This window comes from Arthrobacter sp. D3-18 (genome assembly GCF_054408525.1).
In genome coordinates, this window is sequence record NZ_CP096440.1 from 3,697,840 (window position 1) to 3,724,525 (window position 26,686).

The window sequence follows — 26,686 nt, forward strand, 5'->3', positions numbered from 1 at the left end:
CCTCGCTCACATCCCTAGCCCTTCCCACCAACGCTCGCTCACATCCCTACCCCTCCCTCTGAGTGCGGCCGTATGGTTTTCCGAGACAGCTTGATGGGAGATTGCGTTTCAGATGAGCACGCCCAGAAGAAAATATGATGCCGCGTTCCGTGAGGAAGCAGTGCGGTTGGTTTTGTCCACGGATCGTTCGGTGAAGCAAGTCGCCGAGGAGATCGGGGTAAAGGAAAGCACGTTGGGGAACTGGCTCGCTCGGGCTCGTGCGCGTTCAGCGGACGGGCCGGTCCCGGTGCCCGATCGTGGGCCCGTGGCGTGGGAGGAGCACCGGAAGGCTTTGGCCGAGAATGAGCGGTTGAAGGCCGAGGTCGAGTTCCTGGGAAAAGTCAGCGCATTCTTTGCCGCGAAGCAAAAGTAGAGGACTTCTATGAGTTCATCCTGAGACAGGGCGCGGCTCAAACCCGCGGGACATGACAGAGCGTGCGGCGCAAGCCTGCGGGACATGACAGAGCGTGCGGCTCAAACCCGCGGGACATGAGAGAGCGTGCGGCTCAAACCCGAGGGACGTGAGCGAGCGTTAGGCGCAAACCCGCGGGACATGAGAGACCGTTCAGCTCAAGCACGAGGGATGTGAGAGAGCGTCGCACCGCAGGCGCACGAAAGGCGCCGCAAACCCCATCCGCGGAGGATGGCGCTGCGGCGCCTTTATTGAGAACTAGCTAGCGCGTTGCCTCGACACTTCGTACAGCGAGATTCCGACGGCCATGGATGCGTTGAGCGACTCCATGGCGGAGTCGATCGGAATCGAGACGATCTGGTCGCAGTTCTCGCGGACCAGCCTGCTGAGGCCCTTACCTTCGGAACCGACCACAATGCAGACGGGTTCGGTGGCAACGGTGAGGTCGGGCAGCGAGACGTCGCCGTCGCCGTCCAGGCCAAGGACATAAATGCCCATGTTCTTGAACTGCTTGAGCGCGTTGTTGAGGTTCGCAGCACGGGCAACGGGGACGCGCACGGCGGCGCCGGCACTGGTCTTCCATGCGGATGCTGTGACGCCGACGGAGCGACGCTCGGGGACGATGACGCCGTGGCCGCTGAAGGCAGACACGGAGCGGATGATCGCGCCGAGGTTGCGGGGGTCGGTGATGCCGTCCAGTGCAACGAAGATGGGGGCGTTGGAGATGTGCCCCTTCTTCCATTTGGCGAGGGTTTCCTCGGCGAGGTCGTAAGCGTCCTCGTATTCGTAGGGCGGGATCTGCAGAACGAGGCCCTGGTGGACGGCGTCCTCGGTCATGCGGTCCAGCTCAGCCTTGCCGGTTTCGAGCAGCGGGATGCCACGCTCGGCCGCGAGTTTGAGGGATTCCTTGACGCGGTCGTCCATCTCAATGCGGATGGCGACGTGCAGGGCCTTAGCCGGAATACCGGCGCGGAGCGCTTCGACCACCGAGTTACGGCCCGTCACCAGCTCTTCAGTGGCACGGCCCTTGGGGCCGGAGCGGGCGCCGGCGCCACCGGGACGGGTGCCCGTTCCGCGCTTGGCAGCCGAGCGCTCAGCCAGCTGCTTGTTCTTGTATGCCTTGTGGTAGGTGCGTTCCTCCGCCTTGGGCGTGGGACCCTTGCCCTCCAAGGCCTTGCGGCCGTGGCCACCGGTTCCGGTGGTGGGGCCCTTCTTCTGCTTGACCGACCGGCGACCATTGTTGGCCATGAGATTCCATCCTTGATTTTGTGAGTAAGTCTGGAATCAAGTCTACTGACCCGATGCAATTCGGGCGCCGCGCCGGTTTGTCAGTCGCGTTTGAGGCTCCAGCTGGCGCCATCCGCACCATCTTCGACGACGACGCCGGCCGCGGCGAGTGTGTCACGGATAGCATCGGATGCTGCCCAGTCCTTGTTGGCCCTGGCAGCGGCACGGGCTTCGAGTTGAGCTTCGATCAGCACTTCCAGAGCCGTATGCTCGCGCCCTTGAACAGCTTCCGGACGTTTCACGGAATCCAGGCCAAGAACTTCGGTCATGGACAGCACGCTGTAGAGAGCCGTCTTCGCACTCTCCAGATCGCCGGAAGCCAAGGCCGTATTTCCGGCCCGCACGGTTTCGTGCAGCACGCCGAGGGCCTGGGGCACGTTGAGGTCGTCGTCCATGGCCGCGATGAAAGCAGTGGGCATGTTGGCCTGCGGGGAAACGTCGGAGGCGTCCGTGCCCACCTTGGAGGATGCCTTGTGAATGAAACCGTCAATGCGCTCGACGGCGGCTGCGGCCTCCTGCAGCGACGTAGGCCGGTAATCCAGGATGGAGCGGTAGTGCGCCTGGCCGAGATAGTACCGAACCACGCGCGGTGAGGCGAGCTCCAGCATTTCGGCCGGGCTCACGGTGTTGCCGATGGACTTGGACATCTTTTCGCCCTCGTACGTGACCATGCCGTTGTGCATCCAGAAGTTGGCGAACTCGTCACCGGCAGCCTGGGACTGGGCCATCTCGTTCTCGTGGTGCGGGAAGCGAAGGTCAAGTCCTCCACCGTGGATATCAAACCGCGGCCCAAGATATTTGGTGACCATGGCTGAGCACTCGAGGTGCCATCCGGGACGGCCGGCACCCCACGGTGACTCCCACTTGGCGGTGACGGGTTCGCCGTCTTTGAAACCCTTCCACAGCGCGAAGTCGCGGGGATCGCGCTTGCCGCGGGGGTCGGCGTCGGGCGCTCCCTGCATGTCATCGATATTCTGCCGCGTCAGCGAGCCGTACTTGCTCCAGGAACGGACGTCGAAGTAGACGTCGCCGGAATCGTCCAGTGCGGGGTAGGCATGGCCGCGGTCGATGAGGCGCTGGATGAGCGCGTGCATTTCCGGGATGTGGCCGGTGGCACGGGGTTCATAAGTGGGCCGTTGGACGCCGAGGGATTCGTAGGCGTTCTCGAACTCCTGCTCGTAGCGGTACGCCAGGGCCCACCACTCTTCGGCTTGGCGCGCCGACGGTTCAGCGTCCCAGTCCGGACCGAACGACTGCGCGGACTTGGCCAGGATCTTGTCGTCGATGTCCGTGACGTTGCGCACCACCGTAACCCGGAGGCCGCGGAATTCGAGCCAGCGGGTCAGTTGGTCGAAGGCGATGGCCGACCTGACGTGGCCCACGTGCGGCATTCCTTGGACGGTGGCCCCGCAGTAGTACACGCTGGCCTTGCCGTCTTCGAGGGGAACGAAGTCGCGGACTTCGGCGGAGGCGGTGTCATAGAAGCGCAGGGTCACCGCTCCAGATTAGCCGATGACGCGGCGTGACCTGCCTACTTGCAGTATTCGCCGATCTTGTTGAACTGCACCTTGAGCTTCTCCTGCTGGTCCTGGGTAGCTGCCCCGAGGGATGACGACGCCGCTTGGTCCATGATCGCAGCCATTTCCTTGATGGGGTTTCCGATCTCGGGAGCGAGTTTGCCTGCGATCTGGTGATAGTGCTCAGCGATTTGCTTGGACTGCTGCTGCTGATTGCCGTCGGGCTTGAAGGTGTCATTGTTCAGGAACTCGCAGCTAGCTGCCACGTCCATCGTTTGGGTCCCGCCACAGCCGCTCAGCAGAAGCGATGCAGCCAAGCCTGCGGACACCATAGCGGAACGCACGACGCCGGCACTTGGCTTAGCCATGTGGCGCACCTTTCGCTGGACCGGGCTCGGATGCCGTCGCTTCGTATCCGGAGACCGGGTACACCAACGCCGTGGCAACAGCGGAGATACCTTCGCCGCGGCCGGTGAAACCGAGGCCGTCACTGGTGGTTGCCGTGACGCTGATCGGCGCGCCGGCAGCTTCGCTCAAGACCCGCTGGGATTCTTCCCGGCGCGGACCGAACTTGGGACGGTTGGCCACAAACTGCACTGCGACGTTGCCGATCTCGAATCCTGCCGCCCGCACAATGCGTGCCGCTTCACCAAGGAGCTTGACCCCGGAGGCACCTGCAAACTCGGGGCGGTCAGTACCGAAGTGGGTGCCCAGGTCACCGATGCCGCACGCGGAAAAGAGTGCGTCGGCAGCGGCGTGAGCCACGCAATCGCCGTCGGAATGCCCTGAAAGCCCCTGTTCGCCTTCCCAGAAGAGCCCGCCCAACCACAGCGGCTGTGGGTCATTTTCCGGAGCAAACGCATGGACGTCTATGCCGACGCCGGTACGCGGAAGCACCATGTTTTGGTTCAGGGTCATCAGCCTTCAACCCAACGAATTCCCAGCGGGCCTTCCAGCAATCCCTCGGCAATGATGAGATCCAAGGGCGTGGTGATCTTCAGCGACTGGCTGGCCCCGCGGACAGCATGGACCGGAACGCCGAGGAGCTCCACCAGCATGGCGTCGTCGGTGACAGCTGCGGATTGCTTGTCGTCGAAAAGTTCAGCGGCTTCGTGTGCTTTTCGCAGCACGGCCAGTTCGAAACCTTGCGGAGTCTGCACGGCGCGCAGCTGCTCACGGGGTGCTGTTCCCGTGACAACTTCCGGGGCGATCGAGGAGTCTGAGCCGTTCGTTTCGGTGACGGTCTTGATGGTGTCCACCACCGGCATGGTGGGAATGACGGCCTTCGCGCCGGAAGCCAAAGCGTCGGAGACACGCTGGAAAACCCGTTCGGGGGTGAGGGCACGTGCGGCGTCGTGGACCAGGACCAGTTCGGTGCCGTCCTCCAAAGCACCCATGGCGGCTCGGACGGAATCCGCGCGGGAGGAACCGCCGTCGACAACTGAAATTTCGGGGCCTCCGTCCACCAGGTCAATGGTGAACTCGGAGATCGATTCGCGCAGGGCTGTGTCCCCCTTGGGCACGGCGACGCAGATCTGGCGCGCAACATCAGAGGCAACCACACCGCGGAGGGCATGCATCAGGATGGTTTCGCCACCCAGTGGAACCTGGGCTTTGGGCATGCCGTAGCCGAGGCGCTCACCGGAGCCGGCGGCAACAACGATCACGGCCGTGACGGCACGCTTGGAAGGAATACTCATGCGCCCAAGATTATGCGGAATGTGCATGGAAAACCCACATGCCGGGTAACTCCGCACGGCTGCGGCTACTTTTGTGGCAAAAAGAAACCCGGCGGCGCTTTCGCACCACCGGGCTCAATTCTTAGGAAGCCAAGACCTCGTCGAGAACGCTTGCGGCCTTCTCTTCGTCTGTCTTCTCAGCCAGGGCCAGTTCTGAAATCAGAATCTGCCGCGCCTTGGCCAGCATCCGCTTCTCACCTGCGGAAAGGCCGCGATCGTGATCACGACGCCAAAGATCGCGAACGACCTCTGCCACCTTGATGACATCGCCTGAAGCAAGCTTCTCCAGGTTCGCCTTGTAACGACGTGACCAGTTGGTAGGCTCTTCAGTGAACTCGGCGCGGAGAACGTCAAACACGTGCTCCAAGCCTTCTTTGCCCACTACGTCCCGGACCCCAACAAGGTCAACATTCTCTGCTGGAACTTCAATGGTCAGATCACCCTGAGCCACCTTGAGCTTGAGATACATCTTCTCTTCGCCCTTGATGGTGCGCATCTTGATTTCCTCAATTTTTGCTGCACCGTGGTGAGGGTAAACTACTGTCTCGCCGACCTCAAAAACCATGTGGACTTTCCCCTTTCCCGCAGATTAGTCTATCACGATTAAGGCATACGACTGGCATCGGACAGGGCCTTCTGCCGCGCCAATAAAGGGAATAAGGCCTTAAACGACTTCCTCCAAGGTCTTGACGTATTCCGGGAAAGATGCTTCGAGCAAGCAACGTGCGAGCAAGATCTCCTCCGTTGACGGCGCCACATAGCCTTCCCGAATCCATATTTCCGGGGGTTTGCCGATAGGCTATGGCTGAAAAGTGTTCCAATGACTCTTGAGGAGTAGGTGTCGTGCGCAATACTGCGATGAACCCTGTCCAGCGCGGCAAGCTGGCAATTGCGGCGGCTGCAATCGGCGTCGGTCTTCTGTCCGTCACCGGCTGTGGATTCGTCAACGCCCAGCAGACTACCCACCAGTACTCGGCATCGGACGGGATCAAAGCTGATCTCGGTCCCCTGCAGTTGCGCAACATCCTGATTGTTGCCTCAGGCGAGAACGAGCCCGGCCGCGTCATCGGCGCCGTTTTCAACACCTCAGCCACCGACGCCACCCTCACCGTGAGTGGTGCCAACGGCGCCCAGACCGAAATCCCGGTCAAGGCCAATGGGGAGACGTTCCTGACCGACACCGCCGATGCAGCGATCCTCAGCACCGCGGGCGTCATCCCAGGTGGTCTGGTACCGGTCACCATCCGCAGCGGTTCCGACTCCGCTACCGTCAACGTCCCGGTGCTTGACGGCACTCTGCCTGAGTACGCCAAGTACCTGCCCACCACGCCGACCCCGACGGCAACGCCGACGTCGACGTCCACGGCTACGTCCTCGGAGGCTCCGGCGGCCGGCCACTAGGCCCGCTACAAACCATGCAGACAAGGAAGGGTCCCGCCTCGGCGGGACCCTTCCTTGTTGTCTTACCTGCTGCTGCAGACCTTTACGGCTCGAACTTGTAACCCAGTCCGCGCACGGTGACCAAGTAACGCGGCACCGACGGGTCCGGCTCAATCTTGCTGCGAAGTCGCTTCACGTGCACATCCAGTGTCTTGGTGTCCCCCACATAGTCCGAACCCCAGACACGGTCAATCAATTGTCCACGCGTCAACACCCGGCCTGAGTTGCGGAGCAGCATCTCCAGCAGCTCGAACTCCTTGAGAGGCAGCGAAACCTGCTCACCGTTGACGCTCACCACGTGACGTTCGATGTCCATGCGGACAGGACCGGCCTGTACGGTGGACGTAATCAGTTCCTCCGGCTCACCCTGCCGGCGCAGCACCGCACGGACGCGGGCCACGAGCTCCCGGGAAGAATAGGGCTTGGTGACATAGTCATCCGCGCCCAACTCCAAGCCAACAACCTTGTCGATTTCCGAGTCCTTGGCCGTCAGCATGATGACGGGGACACTGGAGCGCTGGCGGAGTTGTCGGCAAACTTCAGTGCCCGGCGTTCCTGGCAACTGCAGGTCCAGAAGGACCAGGTCGGCACCGTTCCGGTCGAATTCCACCAAGGCGTCGCTTCCGTTGTCCACTACCTCGACGTCAAAACCCTCTTTGCCCAGAAGATAGGACAGGGGGTCGCTGAAGGACTCTTCGTCCTCCACTATCAAAATCCGGCTCAAGCGCTGGCTCCTTGCTCTTGGGCGCCGCTGGCGCCCCCTTGATGATTCACGTGATGGGGTTGTTGAATCGCGTGATGAGGCTCGACGGCGGCGGCGGCAGCCGCCGGAAGTTCGGAAGGTACAGCCGCAGCGGAAGCCGGAAGGCCGGCGTCGTCGTCCTGGCCTTCCATCTCGGGCAGGCGGATGGTGAAGGTGGATCCTTGGCCGGGCTGGGACCACACGGTCACCTCACCACCGTGGTTGGACACGACGTGCTTGACGATGCTGAGCCCCAGGCCTGTGCCACCGGTATGCCGGGATCGTGCCGCGTCGACGCGGTAGAAGCGCTCGAACACACGCTCCTGGTCCTCCGGCGTCAGGCCTTCGCCTTGGTCCGTGACAGAGATGGCCACCACGCCCTCCCGAGTCCGGACGCCGACACCCACCCGCGTGTTTTCGGGTGAATAGCGGATGGCGTTATCGATCAGGTTGCGGAGGGCTGTCACCAAGAGGTCGCGGTCACCGAAGACCAGCGACTCAGAGTGCCCGCCGACCACGATCTGGATGTTCTTGCTCTCGGCCGGCAGCTGCGAACGGTCCACTGCCTCTGTGATCACCGTATTGATATCCACGGGGTGGCCTTGCTGGGCGACGTTTGCGCCCTGCAGGCGGGACAGTTCGATGATGTCCTGGACCAGGGCTGCCAGCCTGCCGGACTCCTTGTGCATGCGCTTGGCGAACCTTCGCACGGCTTCTTCGTCATCCGGCGACGCTTCCAAGGCCTCAGCCAGGAGCGAGATGGCGCCCACCGGGGTCTTCAGTTCGTGGGAAACGTTGGCCACGAAGTCGTTGCGGATTTCCTCGGTGCGGGTGATCTCAGTGCGGTCGTCGGCCAGGAGCACGATGTATTCCCAACCGAGCATGGCTGCCCGGACCTGGACCACAATGGTGCCCTTGCCCAGCGGGCCACGCGGGAGTTCGTACTGTTCCTCAAGGATCACACCGTCCCGGCGGACTTTGGCGGTCATGTCCAGGAGCTGCTTGTGGACCACCGTGTGGCCACGCACCAGGCCGTAGGCATACGCTGCCGGACTTGCGCGGACCACGCCGTCGATCGCGTCCACCACAACAAAGGCGCGTCCGACGACGGCAAGTACTTCCGCTGCGCCCTCAGGAAGCAGTGGCTCAGTTACGTCCAGGTCCACGATGCTGCGTTGCCGCTCGCTGATCCTGAATGCGAGCATGCCAAAGACGCCCAACGACAGGCCTACGAGACCTGCGACGACACCTATGAGCAATGGATCCACGTGTCCAGCTTATGCTGTGGAAACACGGGCAAGCAGTGATCCGACGCCAAACGCCGACGGTTCAACTAACGTTCATCTAAAGGAGCCGAACAGTTCACTGGCCCCTGACACAGTTACTGGTTGGACTGTCAATGGTTTTGAAATCCGACCCCCATCATGGGAACAGGATTTCCAAGGAAAGGACGCCTTAGTGCGCAAGGTTTTTCAGGAGGAGCTCACCCAGGTAGGTGACGACCTCATCGAGATCTCCAAGCTGGTTCACGAAGCAATCACGAAGGCTACTACGTCCTTCGAAGGCGCCGACGTGGATCTTGCCCAGGACGTCATCGCGGCAGATGCCCGCATCGACTTCCTGCAGAACAGCCTCGACGAGCGCGCCATCGACATCCTTGCCCTGCAGGGTCCTGTCGCGAGCGACCTCCGCATGATTGTGGGTTCGCTGCGTATGAGTGCCTCGCTGGAACGCATGGGAGACCTGGCCCGCCACGTCGCCCAGCTGGCGCGCCTGCGCTACCCGGCCACCGTGATCCCCGCTTCGCTGACCCAGACCTTCAAGGCCATGGCCCAGTACGACATCGAGATCACCGCCAAGGTGATTGAACTGTTGGAGACCCGCGATCTTGAGGTAGCCCGCGACATCCTCAAGATCAACATCGCGGTGGACGACCTCCACCTCAGCGTCTTCAAGGCCATCGCTTCTCCCGAGTGGAACGAAACTCCTTCCACCACTGTGGACGTCGCCTTGGCCAGCCGCTATTTCGAGCGCTTTGCGGACCACGGCGTCTCCGTCGCCCGCAAGGTCACCTACCTGGTGACGGGCGAATGGCAGCCTGAAGGCTTCTAGCCCTGAATTAACGACGACGGCGGCCGGTCACCTAAGGTGACCGGCCGCCTTCGTTTAACTGCGGCGCAGCGCGTTCTTCGGCCGGAATGCGTCTAAGGGAGGAACGACCGAGCATCCGGCGAAGAATCGCGAAGCCTTATTTTTTGCCCTGGTTAGCCACCGCGAGGATGGCCTGTGCTGCTGCGTCGGGATCCAGGTAGGTTCCGCCCGGGTTAATGGGCTGGAAGTCCTCATCCAGTTCATAGACCAGCGGGATGCCTGTGGGGATGTTCAACCCGGCGATGGCGTCGTCGCTGATGCCGTCCAGGTGCTTCACAAGGGCACGCAGGGAGTTACCGTGGGCGGTGACCAGGACCGTCTTGCCGGCCTTGAGGTCTTCCTTGATGTCCGATTCCCAGTAAGGGAGCAGGCGGACCAGGACGTCCTTGAGGCATTCGGTGCGCGGCAGTGCGTCGCCGAGATCCTTGTAGCGGACGTCATGTGCCTGCGAGAATTCGCTGTCGTCGGACAGGGGCGGCGGCGGGGTGTCGTAGCTCCGGCGCCATTCCATGAACTGCTCTTCGCCGAACTCGGCCAGGGTCTGGGCCTTGTCCTTGCCCTGCAGGGCGCCGTAGTGGCGCTCGTTCAGGCGCCAGTCGCGCTTGACGGGGATCCAGCCGCGGTCGGCCTTGTCCAGAGCCATGTTGGCGGTGTTGATGGCACGCTTCAGGAGCGAGGTGTAGAGGACGTCCGGGAGGATCTCGTTCTCAACAAGGAGCTCTCCACCGCGCACTGCTTCTTCGCGGCCTTGATCGTTCAGGTCAACGTCCACCCAACCGGTGAACAGGTTCTTGGCGTTCCATTCGCTGTGGCCATGGCGCAGCAGAATCAGCTTGTAAGTCATGGCTTTCATCCTAGCCGAGCAGTTACGTGCCCTGCCCGGCGTTACGTCCGGCAACGAACCCCGGACTGACGCAGGCAGGGATAAAGTGGGGGCCGTGGTGCAAAAAGCGGAACGGGTGGGCTCTCCCCGCAGTCGGGGCGGAAAGCCGGTTGGCAATATCACTCGCGGAACCACGAATCCCAATCGCATGCGCCGCTTGGACCGCTGGTTGGCGGGACCGCAAGCGTGGCGGCTGCGCGCCGCCGTCGACCCCCTTGTTGTGGACCTTGGCTATGGCGCCTCGCCGACCACCGCCGTCGAGCTTTTCGAACGGCTGCAGGTCGTGCGACCGGATGTCCGGGTCTGCGGGATCGAGATTGAACCGGAGCGCGTACGGAGCGCCAAAGCACTCGAGCAACCAGGCCTGAGCTTCCACGTCGGCGGCTTCGAAGTCCCTGTTTCCGGTGACCCGGTGTTGGTGCGGGCCTTCAACGTGCTGCGGCAGTATGAGGAAGCGGATGTCGCCGGAATTTGGCGGTTGGTGCAGTCACGGCTGGCACCGGGCGGCCTGTTCATTGATGGCACTTGTGATGAAATCGGCCGGCGCGTCACGTGGGTGGCGTTGGATAAAGAACGTCCTTTGAGCCTGAGTTTATCCGTGCGGTTCGGCAGTTTCGAGCTGCCTTCCGAGGTGGCGGAGCGGCTGCCCAAAGCCCTGATCCACAGGAATGTGCCGGGCGAACCGATCCACGCGTTTCTACAGGCCATGGATAAGGCGTGGCTGGAAGCGGCACCCTTGGCGTCGTTCGGAAACCGCCAGCGCTGGACGGGCATGTGCCGTTCACTGCGCGACGCCGGATGGCCGCTTCAGGATGGTCCGGCCCGGTGGCGCTTGGGTGAAGTGACCGTAGCGTGGGACGCCGTAGCGCCGCGCTAAGCCTGATTTACCACTAGCGCCTTTACCAAGGGCCGTACGGACCGACATTTCGGTTGCCGCCACTGCCGGCCTCACGCACAGCGGGACGGACATCGGCAAGGTAGACGCAAGCAGCGGTGACGGCAGCGATGCCGAACAACCCCAGGCCGCTGCCGCCGGTGAGGACGGTCAGTGCGCCGATCGCCAGCGCCACGCCAGTGAGCGCAAGCCAAAAGGTCTTGGTGCGCTTGGAGGCCGCCACGAAGAGCGTCGGCTTATGGCGCAGGCAGTCCGCGAAGGCCCACAGTTCCAAGGCAAGGGCTACCAAGCCAAGGATGAAGTACACCGCGTTGGTGACAATCGCGATCAAGAATTTTCCGTCCACGCTCTCCAGCCTAACCGTCCAGCGACTTCAGCGCTTGCTCAAGGTCGGACCAGAGGTCGTCCACGTTCTCGATCCCGACACTCAACCGGACCAGGTTCTCCGGAACGCTGAGCGGCTCGGCCGTGTGCCGGCGTCGGCGTTCAATCAGCGACTCGACCCCACCCAGGGACGTCGCCGGAAGCCAGAGCTGCAATGCCCGGACCAATTCGTCTGCGGCATCGGCACCGCTGCGTTGTTCGTCGCCGGCGATTTGGATGCAGAGGATGGAACCGAAACCCTTCATCTGCTCTTTGGCGCGCTCGTGTCCCGGATCCGTGGGGAGGCCCGGGAAGCGGATGGCTTCCACGCGAGGGTGGCTGCTGAGTCGTTCAGCGAGCGTCGCCGCCGAGGCTTGGGAACGCTCTATCCTCAGCGCCAAGGTGCGAAGGCCGCGCAGTGCCAGCCAGGCCTCAAAGGGTCCGGCGATACCGCCGTGAATGATCCGGTGGTGAAGCAGGGTGGCGCGCAGTTCCGGGTTGGATGTCACCAGGGCACCAAGGACAACGTCCGAATGGCCGGCCAGGTACTTGGTCACTGAGTGAAGCACGACGTCGGAACCCAGGCTGAGGGGCTGCTGCACCAAGGGTGTGGAGAAAGTATTGTCCGTGACCACAATTGCGCCGACTGCGTGTGCGGCTTCAGTGAGCGCGCGGACGTCGGCGATGCCGAGCATCGGGTTGGTGGGGCTTTCCAGCCAGAGCAGGTCCGCTTTCTTGCCGCTTTCAGGGCTGATGAGGGCCTTCACCGCGTCCGTGTCCGTGATGTCCACGGTGCGAAGTTCCAGGAAGCCCTTCTCCGCCAGTTCAGTGGCCATTACCAGCGAACCGGCGTAACTGTGCGAGGGCATCACTACCACACCGCCAGCGGGAACAAGCGACAACGCTGAGCTGACCGCGGCCAGACCGGAGGCGTAGAGCAGGCCCGGCAAGGTGGCGCCTTCAAGTTTGGCCAGCGCGTCCTCGAAAGGATCCCAGGTAGGGTTCGCGTAGCGTCCGTAACCGCGGTCGCCGTCGCCCAATGAACCTGTTCCGAAGTATGTGGAGGACAGGACGATTGGCGGGTTCACCGGCTCGTCGTGAGCGCGGTCGGGGCGACCGGCCGCGACGACAACGGTTTCCGGAGACAAATCGGCGGCGTGCTGATCGGAAAGGCTCATGGTTTCAGCGTAGTCGTGGGCAATGCTGTGGATAAAAGCCGTCTCGTATGCCGGTGATCGGTAGGCTAGTCGAGTGAGTATTAAGAGCCCAGGCCTTTTCATCGCCTTCGAAGGCGGGGACGGAGCGGGCAAGTCCACGCAGGCCGCCCGGCTCTCTGACGCCCTCGAGTCACAGGGCCTTTCCGTGCTGCGCACGCGCGAACCAGGCGGCACCCCCATTGGCGAGAAACTGCGTTCCCTGGTTCTGGACCATGGGCACGGCACCATCGATCCCCGCACCGAAGCCCTCATGTTCGCCGCCGCCCGCGCCGCCCATGCCAGCCAGGTGATTCGTCCCGCGCTAGCCGACGGAACCGTTGTCATTACTGACCGCTACATCGATTCGTCCGTTGCCTATCAAGGTGCCGGCCGCGGCCTCGGCGCCGAGGGTGTTTTGTCACTCAACGAATGGGCCACCGAAGGCCTGCATCCGGACCTGACGGTACTTCTCGACGTCGACCCCTCCGACGGTCGCCAGCGCCGCACCGCCGGGGACGCCACCGAGGACAGGCTGGAATCTGAGCCTGACGACTTCCACTCCGCCATACGGCACGCTTTTTTGGACCTCGCGGCAGCTGCACCATCCAGCTACCTGGTGCTGCCCGCCAAGGCCGACATTGAAACGTTGGCCGCCCGGATCCTGGAGCGGGTGGAGTCGCTGCTCGTTAACAACGGCGTGCCAGTAGTGGGCGAAACGACTTCGGGCGATCGCCCGTGAGCGTCTGGGACGACCTCCAAGGGCAAGCGCCGGTGGTTGCCCAACTCAAACAGGCGGCGCAGGGCGAGACCGGACTTACCCATGCCTGGCTCTTCACCGGGCCGCCCGGATCCGGCCGTTCGAACGCTGCCAAGGCCTTCGCCGCCGCCTTGAACTGCGAGCAGGACGACGTCACCATGCGTGGCTGTGGCGAGTGCGCAGCGTGCCACACGATCCTCGGTGAGACGCACTCTGATGTGACGTTCGTGCGCACCGAGAAGGTCACCATCACCATCGACGAAGCCCGCGAACTCGTGTCCAAAGCAGGCGACCGGCCAGCCACCGGACGGTGGCGGATCATCGTGGTCGAGGACGCTGACCGCATGGCCGAGCGCACCACCAACGTTCTGTTGAAAGCCATCGAGGAACCCACCCCCAGGACTATCTGGATGCTGTGCGCGCCCTCCCCCGCCGACGTCCTGGTCACCATCCGTTCGCGATGCCGTCCCGTGAGCCTGCGACTGCCGCCAGCTTCCGACGTCGCTGACCTTTTGGTGAGGCGCGACGGCGTCGAACGCCAACTCGCGGACCGTGCGGCGCGGGCCGCGCAAAGCCATATAGGAATTGCCCGGCGCTTGGCCCGGGACGCCGATGCGCGGCAACGTCGGCTGGATACCGTTCGTATCCCGCTTGGCCTGCGAGGCGTCACCGCTGCCGTGATGATGGCCGAAAAGTTGGTCAAGATTGCCACCGAAGAAGCCAACAGCTCCAACGACGAACGCGACGCCGCGGAGAAGATCGCGCTCCTGGCGAGCCTGGGCGCTCCCGAATCCGGCACGCTCCCGCCCTCCATGCGTAGCCAGGTCAAGCAACTTGAGGACGACCAGAAGCGGCGCGCCAAGCGCTCCATTACTGACTCGTTGGACCGCACGCTGACGGATCTGCTGTCCTTCTACAGGGATGTCCTCATCATCCAATTGGGGAACGCAGTGGAACTGGTCAACGTTGAACTCAAGAGCGAACTGGAAGAATACGCGGGCCATTCAACGCCGGAAACCACCCTGGCCCGGATGGACGCCATCAACAAAGCCCGTGTCCGAATCACCACCACCAACGTGGCGCCGCTGTTGGCGGTCGAGTCCATGGCTACCAGCCTCATCCAGCAATAGGAGAATGCATGAAGTCCGCACCCCGCCGGTCCGCCGGTACCCCTTCAAGGGACCGGTCTGCCCAGCTTGATGCGGGTGGTGATCCGGCAAACCGGGGTGTCGCAGGGCGCGGCGCTGCAGGGCGGGGTTTCGCAGGGCAAGGATCCCGTGGGTTCGCGGGGCTATGCATTGCCCTCGCTTCCATGCTGGTACTGAGCGCCTGCACCATTCCGTTCCTGCCAACCCCAACGGCCAAGCCATCCACCAGCACGGTGGATCCGTCCATCGCTGCCTCAGCTCCTGAAGGCTTGGAAAAGTTCTACTCGCAGTCGGTGGAGTGGAGTTCATGCGAGGACGGCTACCACTGCGGCAAGGTCCAAGTGCCTAAGGACTACGCTAATCCTGCGTCCGGGGACATCACGCTTTCCGTCATCAAGTTGCCCAGCATCGGCAACAAGCAAGGGTCAATCCTGGTAAACCCCGGTGGACCTGGGGGCTCCGGCGTAGATTTCATCAAGGATGCCGGCAACACCCACTTCACCGAGAAGCTACGGGCCAACTACGACGTGGTTGGTTTTGATCCCCGGGGCGTGGGCCGCTCCGCTCCTGTGACCTGCATGACCGACGCTGAACGTGACGCCGCCCGTGAAAAAGTGTTCCGCAAGAACACCGACGAAGGTCTGGCTGCCGCACTTGCCTTCAACAAAGCATTCGCTGAGCAGTGCGCCCAGCAGACCGGTGATGTCTTGGGCCACATCGATACCGTGAGCGCTGCCAAGGACCTGGACATCCTGCGCGCCGTAGCGAACGATGCCAAGCTCAACTACCTGGGCTTCTCCTACGGCACGTTCCTCGGATCCACCTATGCTTCGCTCTTCCCGGACAACGTGGGCCGCGTGGTCCTTGACGGCGCCGTGGATCCAGCCATCAGCAACGAGGAACTAACAGCCGGTCAGGCACGCGCCTTCGAAAGGGCCCTCCGCACTTACGTGACCAGCTGCCAGGGACAACAACAGTGTCCCCTAAGCGGATCCGTGGACAACGGCGTGCAGGAAATCCGTGACCTCATCAACGCCGTTGACCAGAATCCCCAGACCGCCAAGGACGGCCGCTTGGTGACGTCCAACGACTTCGTCAACGGCCTCATTCTGCCCCTCTACAACGACCAAAGCTGGCCGGCCCTTACCCAGGCCCTGGAGAGCGCCTTCTCCGGTGACGTCTCGCAGATGATGCGGCTTGCGGACCTGGGTGCCGACCGCGAACCCAACGGCACATACAGCTCCAACTCCGCATTCGCGTTCCAAGCCATCAACTGCCTGGACTACCCGATGGTGACGGACACTGCCGGCATGCGGGCCGAGGAAGTCCGTCTCTTGCAGGACTCCCCCACGTTCGGTGCGTTCTTCGCTTACGGAGGTGTCACCTGCAAGGATTGGCCCTACGCCAGCACCCGCACACCGGCACCAGTGGAATACAACGGATCTTCGCCCATTGTGGTGGTGGGCACCACCGGCGATCCCGCCACCCCGCTCGAATGGTCCCAGTCACTGCGCAAGCAACTTGAGAATGCTTCACTCGTCACGTGGGAAGGTGAGGGGCACACAGCCTACGGCCGCGCGAACTCGTGCATCAGCACCGCCGTCGACGACTACTTCGTAGATGGAAAGCTGCCGCAGGACGGCCTCAAATGCTAAAGGTGCCGGGCTTCCCGTTTCTCCACCAGGAGCGGGAGTTGCTTGATGGAATCCACGACGACGGTGGCTCCGGCCGCGCGTAGCGTCGCCTCCGAGTGGGAGCCTGTGAGGACGCCCGCCACGAGGGATGCTCCGGAACGAACGCCCGACAGCATGTCCGAGCTCGTATCGCCCACCACTGCCACCTCCCGCACGTCATCGAGGTCCAGTGCGAGCACGGCTGTCAGGATCATGTCCGGGTAGGGACGTCCACGCCCGGCATCGGCAGGGCAGAGGCTAAGGTCCGCCAAGCCCATCCACCCGAGCGATTCCAGCACCATGTTTTGCGTGTGGCGGCCGAATCCCGTGGCCAGGCAAACCTGCATGCCGGACTCACGCATCCACAGAATGGCGTCCTCCGCTCCGGCAATGGCGCGAACACCGCCGTCTTCAATGAGCTCGTCATAGGTGTTTTCGAATATTTTGTTGGCGCTTTCGGCCACAGCGGAATCCTCGAAGAGGTGGCTGAAGACTGTCATTTTCGAGAAGCCCATGGTGTCCCGGGCATAGCCGAGCATGCTCTCGAACCGGTTGGTGCCCGGTTCGATGCCGTGTTCCACAAGTGCCTTGGACATGGCCCGCTCTGTTCGGCCATCATCCGTGATGGTGGTGCCCACCATGTCCACAACGGCGAGTCTCAGCCGGTTCGGTGTATGGCTGGCGTCCCTGCTAGTTTCATCCCCGGTTGTTGCATCACCTGTCATGGAGCGGCTCCTTCGGCTTGTTACGCGACTTCGCTTGTATGCATGGCGATTGGATCTCACCACAGTTGATTCCCCAGCTTCCGGTTGTCGGGGAACCACCGCCTGAACCCGGCCCGACGACCGGGTGAACATCCCCGCAACGGCCGCCGCCGCCCTCGTTTTGACCCGGGCGCGGTGCCTCTATTACAGTTATGTCTTGCGTGATCGCCCGGGAAACCGGTGATGAACGCGGTGCTTCCTTAGCTCAGTCGGTAGAGCGTTTCACTCGTAATGAAAAGGTCATCAGTTCGATTCTGATAGGAAGCTCAGAGAAAAAGCCCCGCTGGTTTGGTGAACCAGCGGGGCTTTTGTTTGCTGCTTGTCATCCCACGGGGAAAATCCCGATGAACCACAATGAGCCCGCAGCGAAGACCACAAAGACGGGAATCGGGCAACCAACCAGCATTTTGGACTGGCTGACGACTTGGTAGGACTCCTGTGGGTCTGCAGGGTTGTAGGTCACGGCCAGCGGTGAGCCGGGTAGGGTTTCGTTCACCGTTGAGACATCAGATTCTCCCCCGTAGACAACACCGCGGGAGTCGCTGAAATGGTAATACGGCCGGAAACGGCGGTTGCGGTTGGAGTTGGCCGTACCATTGGTCCAGCCGGCGCAGCTACCAGTCACAGTCGCTAGAACTTTACGACTTTCACAACTGATCCCCCACGTCAGGTCCTCACGATCAGGTCAGTCGCGGGCACGCCGGGTCTTCCTCGGCGGCCAGGGCCGCCAGCCATCTTGTACAGCTTTGAGTCGTTCCTCCGCGGCGGCGAGTTTTTCCGGCGTGGAGCCCCGGGGGCCCCTTCCGCTGCGGCTCCCGGATCCGTCAGCAGCAAAGAGCGCGTATTCAGCCCACCGTTCACGTCCCACCGGGTAGCGTTCGCCAAACCCGCCTGCAGCAACGCCAAGGACCAGCTCCTCCAGGCGGGACGCTTCACTCTCAGCCGTCTCGTCGCAAGCGTCACAGCCGCAGATGGGAAACGGGAAGTCGTGCAGCACACCCGCATGGACCACTACACCCGGGAAACTGGTCCAGACGAAAGTCAATGGCGCCGCGAGCGGGTCGCGCGGTGTCAGGCGCGCGACGTCGATCACGTCGCCGATGTTCGTGAAGACATCCGCCGCGTGGGCGGGATCCAGGCTGACATCGACGTCGAATGAGCTCTCCAAGTACTCGAGGAGGGATCGGGCTACCTTGTGGAGTCCTTCAAAGCGTTCAACGTGGGTCTCCACGCTGTAGGAGTCCTCCGGTGGGCTAACACCGCCCCACCGGTTCCCGTACTGGATGACTTGGCCGTCAACGTCGCGATATTCGTGCCATGGCAGGTCCGGCCGCTCATACAGTTCATGGGCTTGCCCCACAGGAACGGGCCGCAATTCCGGAAGCTCAGATTCGTCCGGCTCGTCAGTTGACCACACCACAAGGTGGCTAACGAGTCCGGCCACCATGGCATCGTCGGCTTCCCCCAGCCCATCAAAAAGGCGATCCACCGTGATCTGCATATCCCGGGTTCCTACTTCGCGGGATCCGTCCGCCAAGACCCTCCAGTGTGCTTCCGGGTGCATCGACACAATGACGTTCCCCACGAATATGGTGGCCGCATCGCGTAGCTTGGGGTCGCCCAGGATGTGGTCGACGCTGTTTCGCAAGAAGGCGAGCAATTTGACTACATCGAAAGCAAGCTCCTCTGCGGGCACGCCGCTGCTTGCGCAGAACACCACAAACGGCGCATAACCAGCAAGATGCCTGACCGGAGCATCTTTCTCCGAAGCTAGCTTGTATAGCGCAGCCTTGTAGGATATTGGCGCAGGCAGCTCGGATGCAGACCCGTCAAAAAGACCTTCGATATCCCCCATGGGCCCATCCTAGGGCGACCCCATTTGTTTGGACCCGGAACGCGGGATTAAGTTTCCGGCTCCTGCGCCATCAGTGCCGTCGTTATCAATGCCGGAGCCTGGCCCGCCGAGGCGAGTGGCGTCGTCGAGCGTTAACGGCAGGCGCCCCGCCCCGGGAAGGGGACGGGGCACCGCGGTAAAGCTCAGGGGTTAGGCGAAGTCGGAGACTGCCGGGTCCGGTCCGATGCGGCCTTCAGCGCCGCGGTCCAGGCCGTTGATGGCCTCGACGTCGGTGGCGTCCAGTGTGACGTTGAGAGCTGCGAAGTTCTCCTGGATGCGGGACTCAGTGACGGACTTGGGGATTACCACGTTGCCGATGGCCAGGTGCCAGGCGATGATCACCTGGGCCGGAGTGGCATCATGCTTGGCGGCGATCTCCGCCACGGTAGCGCTTTCGAGGAGTTCGCCACCCTGGCCCAGCGGGGACCATGCCTGCGTCAGGATGCCCTTCGAAGCATTGAACTCACGCAAGTCGGCCTGGTTGAAGAACGGGTGCAGCTCAACCTGGTTGATGGCCGGAACAACGCCGGTTTCATCGATGATGTGCTGCAGGCCTTCCTTGGTGAAGTTGGAGACGCCAATGGACTTGACCCGGCCGCGCTTCTTGAGCTCGATGAGCGCCTTCCAGGTGTCCACGTACTTTTCCTGCTTGGGCTGCTGCCAGTGAATCAGGTACAAGTCCAGGGTCTCGAGGCCGAGACGATCCATGGACTCCTCGAATGCTGCGAGCGTGGATTCGTAGCCTTGGTCCGCGTTCCACAGCTTGGTGGTGATGAAGATTTCCTCGGCGGTAAGGCCGGAGGAAGCAATAGCCCGGCCCACGCCTGCCTCGTTGCCGTAGATCTTGGCGGTATCGATGTGGCGGAACCCGGCCTCGAATGCCTGGCGCACCACCTTTTCGGCTACATCGTCTTCAACTTGCCACACCCCGTAGCCGAGCTGGGGGATGGTGTTGCCGTCGTTGAAAGTAAGTGTTGGTGACGAAGTCATGTCTGCCATCCTGCCAGCACGCGGTCCACAAAAGCCCGGAATGTTACGCAGATCAGCTATACGCTTAACTTGTTGCATGGAAGGAATAAAGGCGCGCGCGGGTAGTTGCGAACGCCTTGCATTTAGTCCGATTACGTATCAGGCGGCGAGTTGGCGCTCCGCGTCAGCAACCTGTTCAAAAACAGACTCAGCGCGCCGCCGCACCGACAAAGCACCTACCGGGACGGGTCCAACGGCCAACCTCAACATGGCCGCGGCCTCTGCCGTGGTGGCGAGGGAATTTCCTGCTTTGGACAAAGCCCGGTGCACACCGGCAAGCCCTCCCGGGACATCCAAACCGTCGCTGGGAGACCTTTTCTGTGCCTCAACGCAGATGGTCCTGACCCGGGGCGATAATTCGGCGAGTTCGTTGGCTATTTGCACGAGCTCGTTGTAGAGCTGCTCATCATCCACGCCCTCAAGGACCTGGTGGTACCGATCCAGTCCACGATGAAATCGGTCATGGGCGCGGCGCCACAGCCCCTTGCCAAGCTCCAAATCGTCCTTCCGCCCTTGCCGGACGACCCCAAAGAAACCCACCCGGGAACTCAGAGGTACTGACCCGGACCGTGGTCGGGGTCTTCCCTGCGGCCCTGGGCGGCAGCGCCGGGCGCACCGGGTGCAGCCGCCCGTTGGGGCTGTCCGTTCTCACCAATGATGATGCCCGGCGCAATCACCGTTCCCGGCGGGAGCTGACGGAGCTGCATCTGCGCGGCCGCGTGCTCTTTGGCAGCCTGCTGAGCGGCGATGGCGGCCTGGATGCCATGGAACAAGCCCTCCAGCCAGCCAACGAGTTGTGCCTGGGCGATGCGAAGCTCCGCATCGGAAGGCGCCTTCTCGTCGGGGAAAGGCAAGCTGATTCGTTCCAGCTCCTCAATAAGTTCCGGAGCCAACCCGTCTTCGAGTTCCTTAATGGAGCGCTCATGAATCTCCGCAAGGCGGCCGCGTGCAGCGTCATCCAAAGGTGCGGCCTTCACCTCTTCAAGGAGCTGGCGGACCATGGTGCCGATCCTCATCACCTTGGCCGGCTCATCAACGAGTTCGTGAAGGTTACCTACCTTGGGTTTGGCATCCTTCGCCACCTCTTCCGCCAAAGGTTGCTGTGCCGCGGGCTTCTCCAGGCCCTCGTCCAGCGTGGTTCCCTCCACGGGGGTGTCGTCCGAAGCCTCATCCGTGGGCTGAATGTTGTTCAGATCGCTCATTCGTTCATACTCTCACGTGCTTCTCGCGAAGCTCAGGCCGCAACCCGTTTTTGGACTTCGTTCGTAGCGAAACTTCGTCCCGAACCCCAACTCAGCAGCACCTGCCTTGCGGGTTGCTGTCCTGCCGGTCCATCCGGTCCCGCCAGAACTCGCGTTCAGTCATGGCGGGACCGGAATGGGCCGTAGCTTCAAAATGCTCCAGGTACTTCTTGTACGCGTCCGCCCCCATGAGCGAGCCCATGTAGGTGGCGAAGCCCCGAAGGCCCTTAACGACCGTGTTCATCAGTGCTGGCGTTCACTAGTGGTGGCCGGCCTTCTGGGCCCGTTTTTCTACAGGCAGGGCGTTCCATTCTGCGAGCAACGTTTTCTCGGCAGCAGTGGGGAACAGCCCCGCCGGTGCGTAAACCTTGGAAGGAACGGGCGGGTCTTCATGGTCCTGGCCTCCGCCAGCGCGGATTGCCTTGATGGTCGCCAAGAGGGCGGCGACGATCACGATAATACTCAGGGTCACGAAGATGACGGAAAGCACGCCCTGGATCATGGTGTTGCGGACCACGGCTTCCATGGCTGCAACGGTCTTGGCTGTACCGAACTCCGTCTTGCCGTCAGCGAGTGCCTTGGAGAACGCCTGATTGTTGGCGAAGTAACCCACTGCCGGGACTGGCGAGAAGATCTTGTGGAAGCTGGCGGTGATGGTCACTACGGCGGCGAACGTCAGCGGAACGGCCACGATCCACAGCCACTTGAACACTCCACGCTTTGCCGTGATGGCGAGGCACACGGCCAGCGCAATGGCGGCCAGCAGCTGATTGGCGATGCCGAAAAGCGGGAAGAGCGTGTTGATGCCACCCAGAGGATCGGTGACGCCCATCAACAGGACCGCACCCCAGGCACCCACCATGATGGCGGTGCAAAGCCAGGCCCCGGGCCGCCATGAGGCTTCCTTAAACTTGGGAACAAAGTTGCCGATGGAGTCCTGCAGCATGAAGCGGGCAACACGCGTACCTGCGTCCACTGCGGTAAGGATGAAGAGGGCCTCGAACATGATGGCGAAGTGGTACCAGAAGGCCATCATTCCCGGTCCGCCGATGAACTGCTGCATGATGTGCGCCAAACCGACTGCCAGCGTGGGAGCGCCACCTGAACGGGAAATAATGCTCTCCTCGCCGACGTCCTTGGCAGTCTGGGCCAGCACGTCGGGGGTGATGTTCACATTGGCGAGGCCAAGGCTGTTCACCCACTGCGCTGCGGATTCCACGGTGCCGCCGGTTAGGGCGAGAGGCGCATTCATGGCGAAGTAGATACCACGGTCGATGGAGATCGCAGCGACCAGGGCCATAATGGCCACGAAAGATTCCATGAGCATCCCGCCGTAACCGATGAAGCGGGTCTGCCGTTCCTTCTCAATCAGCTTGGGGGTTGTTCCCGAGGAGATGAGTGCGTGGAACCCGGACAGGGCGCCACAGGCGATGGTGACGAACAGGAACGGGAACAGGGCGCCGGAGAACACAGGGCCGTTCTCCCGGCTGGCGAACTCGCTGAACGCAGGGACGGTGATTTCCGGGCGCACCACGATGATGGCTACCGCGAGCATCACGATTACGCCGATCTTCATGAACGTGGAGAGATAATCACGCGGAGCCAGGAGGAGCCAGACGGGCAGGATTGCGGCGATGAACCCGTAGATGATGATGCCCCAGGCAATGGTGACCTTGTCCAGGTGGAAGAAGGCCGCACCCCACTCGGTTCCGGCTACGGCGCCGCCACCTATGATGGCTGCCATCAGGAGCACGAAGCCGATGATGGAAACCTCCATCACCTTGCCCGGCCTGATGAAGCGCAGGTAGACACCCATGAACAACGCAATGGGAATGGTCATACCCACCGAGAACACGCCCCACGGGCTCTCGCCAAGGGCGTTGACCACCACCAGGGCGAGGATGGCCACAATGATGATCATGATCAGCAGCGTGGCAACGAGTGCTGCCGTGCCACCAATGACACCGAGTTCCTCGCGCGCCATCTGGCCGAGTGAACGGCCACCGCGGCGCATGGAGAAGAACATGACCAGGTAGTCCTGTACGGCGCCTGCAAGAACGACGCCGATGATGATCCAGATAGTGCCGGGAAGGTAGCCCATCTGGGCCGCGATAACGGGTCCCACCAACGGTCCGGCACCGGCAATGGCGGCGAAGTGGTGGCCGAACAACACGTTCCTGTCAGTACGGACGTAGTCCTTGCCATCGGCTTTGTACTCGGCAGGGGTAGCGCGGCGATCGTCCGGTTTGAGCAGGTAACGCTCAATGACTTTGGAATAGAAGCGGTAGCCGATCAGGTACGTGCAGACAGCGGCGAAAACGAACCAGATGGCGTTGACGGTTTCACCGCGCACCAGGGCGAGCATGAACCACGCCACAGCTCCCAGCAGGGAAATAGCAACCCAAAGACCGATCTTGGCCGGGGTCCACCTGCGTTCCTCCGCTTCGCGCACCGAGTCGTCCACAGCCGGGGCGGGCAGCGTGGGATCCAGTCCTTCCGCGAGTCCGGCCTGGTCAGGAATCTTTCCCATATCTCCTCCTTGAGAACTGCTGCGCTGCCGTGGCACGAACGCGCGTCACGGGCAAGCTAGCAAAGAGGTTCCCTGACGCATCGTGAAACTCACCGCAGGATGGATTCACTGCGGTGAACGGTAGCTATTGTGCGGCCAACGGTTGCCTAAGCAATGCCGGCCCCGCCGTTGCCGCGCCCTTGCACCATGCGGGCCTCGCAGAGATCCAACCAGCGAACTTCCGCCTCTGCCTGGAAAATCAATGAATCGAGCACCAGCAGCCAGGCAGTATCCGACGATCTTTGGTTGGCGGAGACCGCCTTTCTCGCCTGCGTATGCTCTTGCAGAGCCTTGACCGAGACCTCGCGTTGGGACTGGATCACCGCAGAAGTATCCACGTCAGGAAGCGTCACTGCGAGCGCCAGCTTGATGGCAATTTCGTTCCTAGGAGGATTGCCCCTGTCCACTGCACCAGCAAACCAGGCCTCAACTTCCTCAGCCCCCGCGTCAGTGATGCTGTAAATGACGTGCCCGCCGCCGTCGTCGCCGTCCTTGCTTACTAAACCGTCGCGCTCAAGCCTGTCCAAGGTTGTGTAGACCTGCCCGATGTTCAACGGCCAGGCGGCACCGGTACGGTCCTCGAATTCGACACGCAGCTCATAACCGTACCGCGGCTTGTCCTGGAGCAGGGCCAGCAGGCTGTGCCGGATGGACATATGGCTCCTCGCTGCAATCGGGCGGATGAAAACAGTTGGGCAGGCGATTCAGAGGAGCAGGAGGACCTTGCCCACATGCTCCCCTGAGTCGAAATACTCGTGCGCTTCCCGAACATTCGCCAGGGGGAAGGACTTTGCGACGAGGGGCCTGATCCTGCCATCGGTGAGCATGGGCCACACGAATTCGCGGACGGCGGACATGATGATTCCCTTTTCGGCGACCGGTCGAGGCCGGAGGGCTGTTCCGATAACGGCTGCACGTTTGCTGAGGAGCTGCCCCAGGTTGATCTCGGCTTTTGTTCCGCCTTGCAGGCCGATGACGATGAGTCGTCCGTAATCGGCGAGCGCATCGACGTTCTGTTGCAGGTATTTGGCACCCACGACGTCGAGGATCACGTCGGCCCCCTTGCCTCCGTTGTGCGCCTTGAGGCTTTCAGCGAAGTCTTCTTCGGTGTAGTTGATGGCGATATCGGCGCCGAGGAAGGCCTTGGCGGTGCCGACCTTCTCGTCAGTACCGGCCGTGGTGGCTACGTTTGCGCCATATGCTTTGGCCAGCTGGATAGCCATGGTGCCGATGCCACCGGTCGCGCCGTGGATGAGTACGGTCTCGCCGGGTTGCAGCTGTGCGGTCATGATCAGGTTCGAGTACACGGTGGCGGCCACTTCGGGCAGGGCAGCGGCTGTAACCAGGTCCACGCCTTCAGGGATCCGGAGTACCTGCTCCGCGGGGACAGCGACCTGCTGGGCGTAGCCGCCGCCGGACAACAGTGCCACTACTTTGTCTCCAACGGAGAATGCTTTGGTGACGCCGGGGCCGAAAGCTGAAATGCGGCCGGAGACTTCCAACCCGGGAACTTCCGATGCTCCCGGGGGCGGCGGGTAGAAGCCGCGCCGCTGCTGGACGTCGGCGCGGTTCAATCCCGCGGCCACTACGTCAATCAGGACCTCGCCCTCGCCCGGCACTGGTGACGGGACCTCACGGACTTCGAGGACTTCGGGTCCGCCTGGCTCTGAGATATAGACGGCTTTCATGAAGAACTCCCGGTTTCTTGCTTGTTTTCCAGACCCGGGGCAGGGGCTGGAATACGTGATGTTTTGGAACAGCCAACTCCCTATGAAACACTACTAGGCGAGGAAGGTTGTCCGAGCGGCCTAAGGAGCTGGTCTTGAAAACCAGTGTGCGGTAACCCCGTACCAAGGGTTCAAATCCCTTACCTTCCGCGAATGAGATGCCCCGGGTTCCAGGACCCGGGGCATTTTTGTATCCGCAGACGTGTATCTGCGACGAAGATGCCGGGAACTGAGAACTGACAACCGGAAGATCATTGAAACTGTCAGAGGCCCCGCATAGTGTTCTTCCTGTCTCCACACCGCAGACATCAGCCGCAGCTTTGACCGCGGCATAACAACAGGAGTCTCACTTATGCCCACGCCTGACATCACTCCCGGTTCCCCTTGCTGGATCGACCTCATGACGTCCGATACGGAGAAGGCCAAGGCCTTCTACACCGCACTTTTTGGCTGGACCTATGAAACCGGAGACCAGGAGAAGTACGGCGGCTACATCACAGCTTCCAAGGACGGTCGGATGGTTGCGGGCATCATGGAGAAGCAGGCGGATATGGGTGCAATGCCTGACGTTTGGTCCACCTACCTTCGCACTGACGACATCGCAGCCACTACCGAGGCCGCGGCAGCTAACGGCGGCCAGGTGCTCCTGGAGCCTATGGAGGTCCCTGAGCAAGGCAGCATGGCCATGTACGGCGACGCGTCCGGTGCCGCTATAGGCGCCTGGCAGTTCGGTGAAATGAAGGGCTACGAGATTGCGGCGGAGGCAGGAGCTCCCGCTTGGCATGAACTTCTGGCCAAGGACTACGAATCTGCGGTCACGTTCTACCAGAGTGTCTTCGGCTGGGACACAGAGGTCATGAGCGACACTCCGGAGTTCCGTTACACAACCCTCGGCGCCGGTGACGACGCCAAGGCAGGCATCATGGACGCTTCCGGATTCCTGCCCGAACAGGTCCCCTCCATGTGGAGCGTGTACTTCGCGGTGGAGGATACGGATGCCGCCGTGGAGAAGGCCGCAGCCCTCGGTGCCACTGTCATGCAGCCCGCCGAGGACACGCCGTTCGGACGTTTGGCCACGTTGTCGGACCCCACGGGAGCTGTCTTCAAGGTCATTCAGGACTTGGGGCAAACCGCCTAGACCCTGAACCGCGAGTCTCACCCGGCTGCCTCCCACCAGAGGCGGCCGGCCGGTTCCGCGCGCTCAAAACCAGTACCCGAAC

Annotated in this window: 29 protein-coding genes and 2 tRNA genes; 10 read left to right on the forward strand and 21 right to left on the reverse strand. The window is 62.2% G+C overall.

The window, feature by feature from the left end:
* Positions 1–112 precede the first annotated feature (112 nt).
* Entirely contained in the window at positions 113–412 is a 300-nt protein-coding gene (locus M1D89_RS19100; protein WP_498645977.1) for a transposase, read from the forward strand.
* Positions 413–709: 297 nt separating this feature from the next.
* Here M1D89_RS19100 and rlmB read toward each other — a convergent pair whose 3' ends face one another.
* The 6 genes from rlmB to M1D89_RS19130 form a co-directional block, all read right to left on the reverse strand.
* Positions 710–1,699: a 23S rRNA (guanosine(2251)-2'-O)-methyltransferase RlmB gene (gene rlmB, locus M1D89_RS19105; RefSeq protein WP_017198049.1), complete on the reverse strand. Its 990-nt coding sequence runs from the start codon at positions 1,697–1,699 to the stop codon at positions 710–712.
* An 80-nt stretch (positions 1,700–1,779) separates the two neighbouring features.
* Complete coding sequence (cysS, locus tag M1D89_RS19110) at positions 1,780–3,234, reverse strand: cysteine--tRNA ligase (protein ID WP_498645978.1); 1,455 nt, start codon at positions 3,232–3,234, stop codon at positions 1,780–1,782.
* Positions 3,235–3,269: 35 nt separating this feature from the next.
* The gene (locus tag M1D89_RS19115) at positions 3,270–3,623 is read right to left on the reverse strand and encodes a hypothetical protein (protein ID WP_498645980.1); all 354 of its coding nucleotides are present in this window, start codon (positions 3,621–3,623) and stop codon (positions 3,270–3,272) included.
* Positions 3,616–4,173 (reverse strand): 2-C-methyl-D-erythritol 2,4-cyclodiphosphate synthase, encoded by a 558-nt coding sequence (gene ispF, locus M1D89_RS19120; RefSeq protein ID WP_498645982.1) that lies wholly within the window; start codon positions 4,171–4,173, stop codon positions 3,616–3,618. Before ispF ends, M1D89_RS19115 begins: the two co-directional genes overlap by 8 nt.
* Positions 4,173–4,955 (reverse strand): 2-C-methyl-D-erythritol 4-phosphate cytidylyltransferase, encoded by a 783-nt coding sequence (ispD, locus tag M1D89_RS19125; RefSeq protein ID WP_498645984.1) that lies wholly within the window; start codon positions 4,953–4,955, stop codon positions 4,173–4,175. Before ispD ends, ispF begins: the two co-directional genes overlap by 1 nt.
* 121 nt (positions 4,956–5,076) lie before the next feature.
* Positions 5,077–5,559: a CarD family transcriptional regulator gene (locus tag M1D89_RS19130; protein WP_011690592.1), complete on the reverse strand. Its 483-nt coding sequence runs from the start codon at positions 5,557–5,559 to the stop codon at positions 5,077–5,079.
* A gap of 293 nt (positions 5,560–5,852) precedes the next feature.
* Here M1D89_RS19130 and M1D89_RS19135 point away from each other — a divergent pair, with 293 nt between their 5' ends.
* Complete coding sequence (locus M1D89_RS19135; protein ID WP_498650997.1) at positions 5,853–6,395, forward strand: hypothetical protein; 543 nt, start codon at positions 5,853–5,855, stop codon at positions 6,393–6,395.
* An 82-nt stretch (positions 6,396–6,477) separates the two neighbouring features.
* Here the strand turns inward: M1D89_RS19135 and M1D89_RS19140 are convergent, their stop codons facing one another.
* Both M1D89_RS19140 and M1D89_RS19145 read right to left on the reverse strand, forming a co-directional pair.
* Positions 6,478–7,158, reverse strand: a complete 681-nt coding sequence (locus M1D89_RS19140; RefSeq protein ID WP_091465482.1) for a winged helix-turn-helix domain-containing protein — start codon at positions 7,156–7,158, stop codon at positions 6,478–6,480.
* On the reverse strand, positions 7,155–8,435 hold the full coding sequence (locus tag M1D89_RS19145) for a sensor histidine kinase (protein ID WP_498650998.1): 1,281 nt from the start codon (positions 8,433–8,435) through the stop codon (positions 7,155–7,157). The genes M1D89_RS19140 and M1D89_RS19145 overlap by 4 nt, the downstream gene beginning before the upstream one ends.
* Positions 8,436–8,634: 199 nt before the next feature.
* Here M1D89_RS19145 and phoU point away from each other — a divergent pair, with 199 nt between their 5' ends.
* Positions 8,635–9,288: a phosphate signaling complex protein PhoU gene (gene phoU / locus M1D89_RS19150; RefSeq protein WP_498645987.1), complete on the forward strand. Its 654-nt coding sequence runs from the start codon at positions 8,635–8,637 to the stop codon at positions 9,286–9,288.
* A 136-nt stretch (positions 9,289–9,424) separates the two neighbouring features.
* Here the strand turns inward: phoU and M1D89_RS19155 are convergent, their stop codons facing one another.
* The gene (locus tag M1D89_RS19155; protein ID WP_043469799.1) at positions 9,425–10,171 is read right to left on the reverse strand and encodes a phosphoglyceromutase; all 747 of its coding nucleotides are present in this window, start codon (positions 10,169–10,171) and stop codon (positions 9,425–9,427) included.
* Positions 10,172–10,265: 94 nt separating this feature from the next.
* Here M1D89_RS19155 and M1D89_RS19160 point away from each other — a divergent pair, with 94 nt between their 5' ends.
* Entirely contained in the window at positions 10,266–11,087 is an 822-nt protein-coding gene (locus M1D89_RS19160) for a class I SAM-dependent methyltransferase (protein WP_498650999.1), read from the forward strand.
* Positions 11,088–11,109: 22 nt separating this feature from the next.
* Here M1D89_RS19160 and M1D89_RS19165 read toward each other — a convergent pair whose 3' ends face one another.
* Both M1D89_RS19165 and M1D89_RS19170 read right to left on the reverse strand, forming a co-directional pair.
* Positions 11,110–11,451 (reverse strand): DUF2516 family protein, encoded by a 342-nt coding sequence (locus M1D89_RS19165; RefSeq protein ID WP_017198060.1) that lies wholly within the window; start codon positions 11,449–11,451, stop codon positions 11,110–11,112.
* A gap of 10 nt (positions 11,452–11,461) precedes the next feature.
* The gene (locus M1D89_RS19170; RefSeq protein ID WP_498645990.1) at positions 11,462–12,646 is read right to left on the reverse strand and encodes a trans-sulfuration enzyme family protein; all 1,185 of its coding nucleotides are present in this window, start codon (positions 12,644–12,646) and stop codon (positions 11,462–11,464) included.
* 73 nt (positions 12,647–12,719) lie between these two features.
* Between M1D89_RS19170 and tmk the strand changes: the two genes are divergently transcribed.
* Genes tmk through M1D89_RS19185 form a run of 3 tightly spaced genes read left to right on the forward strand, consistent with a single transcriptional unit; the run spans position 12,720 to position 16,224 of the window.
* Positions 12,720–13,403 carry a dTMP kinase gene (tmk, locus tag M1D89_RS19175; protein ID WP_498645992.1) on the forward strand — a complete coding sequence of 228 codons (684 nt, stop codon included), beginning with the start codon at positions 12,720–12,722 and terminating at the stop codon, positions 13,401–13,403.
* Entirely contained in the window at positions 13,400–14,551 is a 1,152-nt protein-coding gene (locus M1D89_RS19180) for a DNA polymerase III subunit delta' (protein WP_498645995.1), read from the forward strand. The genes tmk and M1D89_RS19180 overlap by 4 nt, the downstream gene beginning before the upstream one ends.
* 8 nt (positions 14,552–14,559) lie before the next feature.
* Positions 14,560–16,224 (forward strand): alpha/beta hydrolase, encoded by a 1,665-nt coding sequence (locus M1D89_RS19185; protein ID WP_498645998.1) that lies wholly within the window; start codon positions 14,560–14,562, stop codon positions 16,222–16,224.
* Here the strand turns inward: M1D89_RS19185 and M1D89_RS19190 are convergent.
* Complete coding sequence (locus M1D89_RS19190) at positions 16,221–16,967, reverse strand: HAD family hydrolase (protein ID WP_498646002.1); 747 nt, start codon at positions 16,965–16,967, stop codon at positions 16,221–16,223. The two genes, M1D89_RS19185 and M1D89_RS19190, sit on opposite strands and share 4 nt — an antisense overlap.
* Before the next feature lie 233 nt (positions 16,968–17,200).
* On the opposite strand from M1D89_RS19190, the gene M1D89_RS19195 reads away from it, so the two are divergent.
* Positions 17,201–17,273: transfer RNA gene (locus M1D89_RS19195), tRNA-Thr, on the forward strand.
* A 55-nt stretch (positions 17,274–17,328) separates the two neighbouring features.
* Here the strand turns inward: M1D89_RS19195 and M1D89_RS19200 are convergent.
* The 9 genes from M1D89_RS19200 to M1D89_RS19240 form a co-directional block, all read right to left on the reverse strand.
* Positions 17,329–17,631, reverse strand: coding sequence for a DUF3592 domain-containing protein (locus M1D89_RS19200; protein ID WP_498646005.1), 303 nt, complete (start codon positions 17,629–17,631; stop codon positions 17,329–17,331).
* A gap of 60 nt (positions 17,632–17,691) precedes the next feature.
* Positions 17,692–18,861: a DUF6226 family protein gene (locus M1D89_RS19205; RefSeq protein WP_498646007.1), complete on the reverse strand. Its 1,170-nt coding sequence runs from the start codon at positions 18,859–18,861 to the stop codon at positions 17,692–17,694.
* Positions 18,862–19,050: 189 nt separating this feature from the next.
* On the reverse strand, positions 19,051–19,890 hold the full coding sequence (locus tag M1D89_RS19210; RefSeq protein ID WP_498646008.1) for an aldo/keto reductase: 840 nt from the start codon (positions 19,888–19,890) through the stop codon (positions 19,051–19,053).
* Between the two features lie 138 nt (positions 19,891–20,028).
* A complete protein-coding gene (locus M1D89_RS19215; RefSeq protein ID WP_498646009.1) occupies positions 20,029–20,469 on the reverse strand; it encodes a hypothetical protein in 441 nt (146 codons plus the stop codon).
* An 8-nt stretch (positions 20,470–20,477) separates the two neighbouring features.
* Entirely contained in the window at positions 20,478–21,131 is a 654-nt protein-coding gene (locus M1D89_RS19220) for a bacterial proteasome activator family protein (protein ID WP_498646011.1), read from the reverse strand.
* Between the two features lie 91 nt (positions 21,132–21,222).
* Positions 21,223–21,414: a YbdD/YjiX family protein gene (locus tag M1D89_RS19225; protein WP_498646012.1), complete on the reverse strand. Its 192-nt coding sequence runs from the start codon at positions 21,412–21,414 to the stop codon at positions 21,223–21,225.
* Positions 21,415–21,429: 15 nt separating this feature from the next.
* Positions 21,430–23,700, reverse strand: a complete 2,271-nt coding sequence (locus tag M1D89_RS19230; RefSeq protein ID WP_498646015.1) for a carbon starvation CstA family protein — start codon at positions 23,698–23,700, stop codon at positions 21,430–21,432.
* A 146-nt stretch (positions 23,701–23,846) separates the two neighbouring features.
* Entirely contained in the window at positions 23,847–24,395 is a 549-nt protein-coding gene (locus tag M1D89_RS19235; RefSeq protein ID WP_498646018.1) for a PadR family transcriptional regulator, read from the reverse strand.
* A 48-nt stretch (positions 24,396–24,443) separates the two neighbouring features.
* Positions 24,444–25,427, reverse strand: coding sequence for an NAD(P)H-quinone oxidoreductase (locus tag M1D89_RS19240; protein ID WP_498646020.1), 984 nt, complete (start codon positions 25,425–25,427; stop codon positions 24,444–24,446).
* 101 nt (positions 25,428–25,528) lie between these two features.
* On the opposite strand from M1D89_RS19240, the gene M1D89_RS19245 reads away from it, so the two are divergent.
* Positions 25,529–25,616, forward strand: a tRNA-Ser gene (locus tag M1D89_RS19245).
* Positions 25,617–25,818: 202 nt separating this feature from the next.
* Positions 25,819–26,604, forward strand: a complete 786-nt coding sequence (locus M1D89_RS19250) for a VOC family protein (RefSeq protein WP_498646023.1) — start codon at positions 25,819–25,821, stop codon at positions 26,602–26,604.
* Positions 26,605–26,686 lie beyond the last annotated feature (82 nt).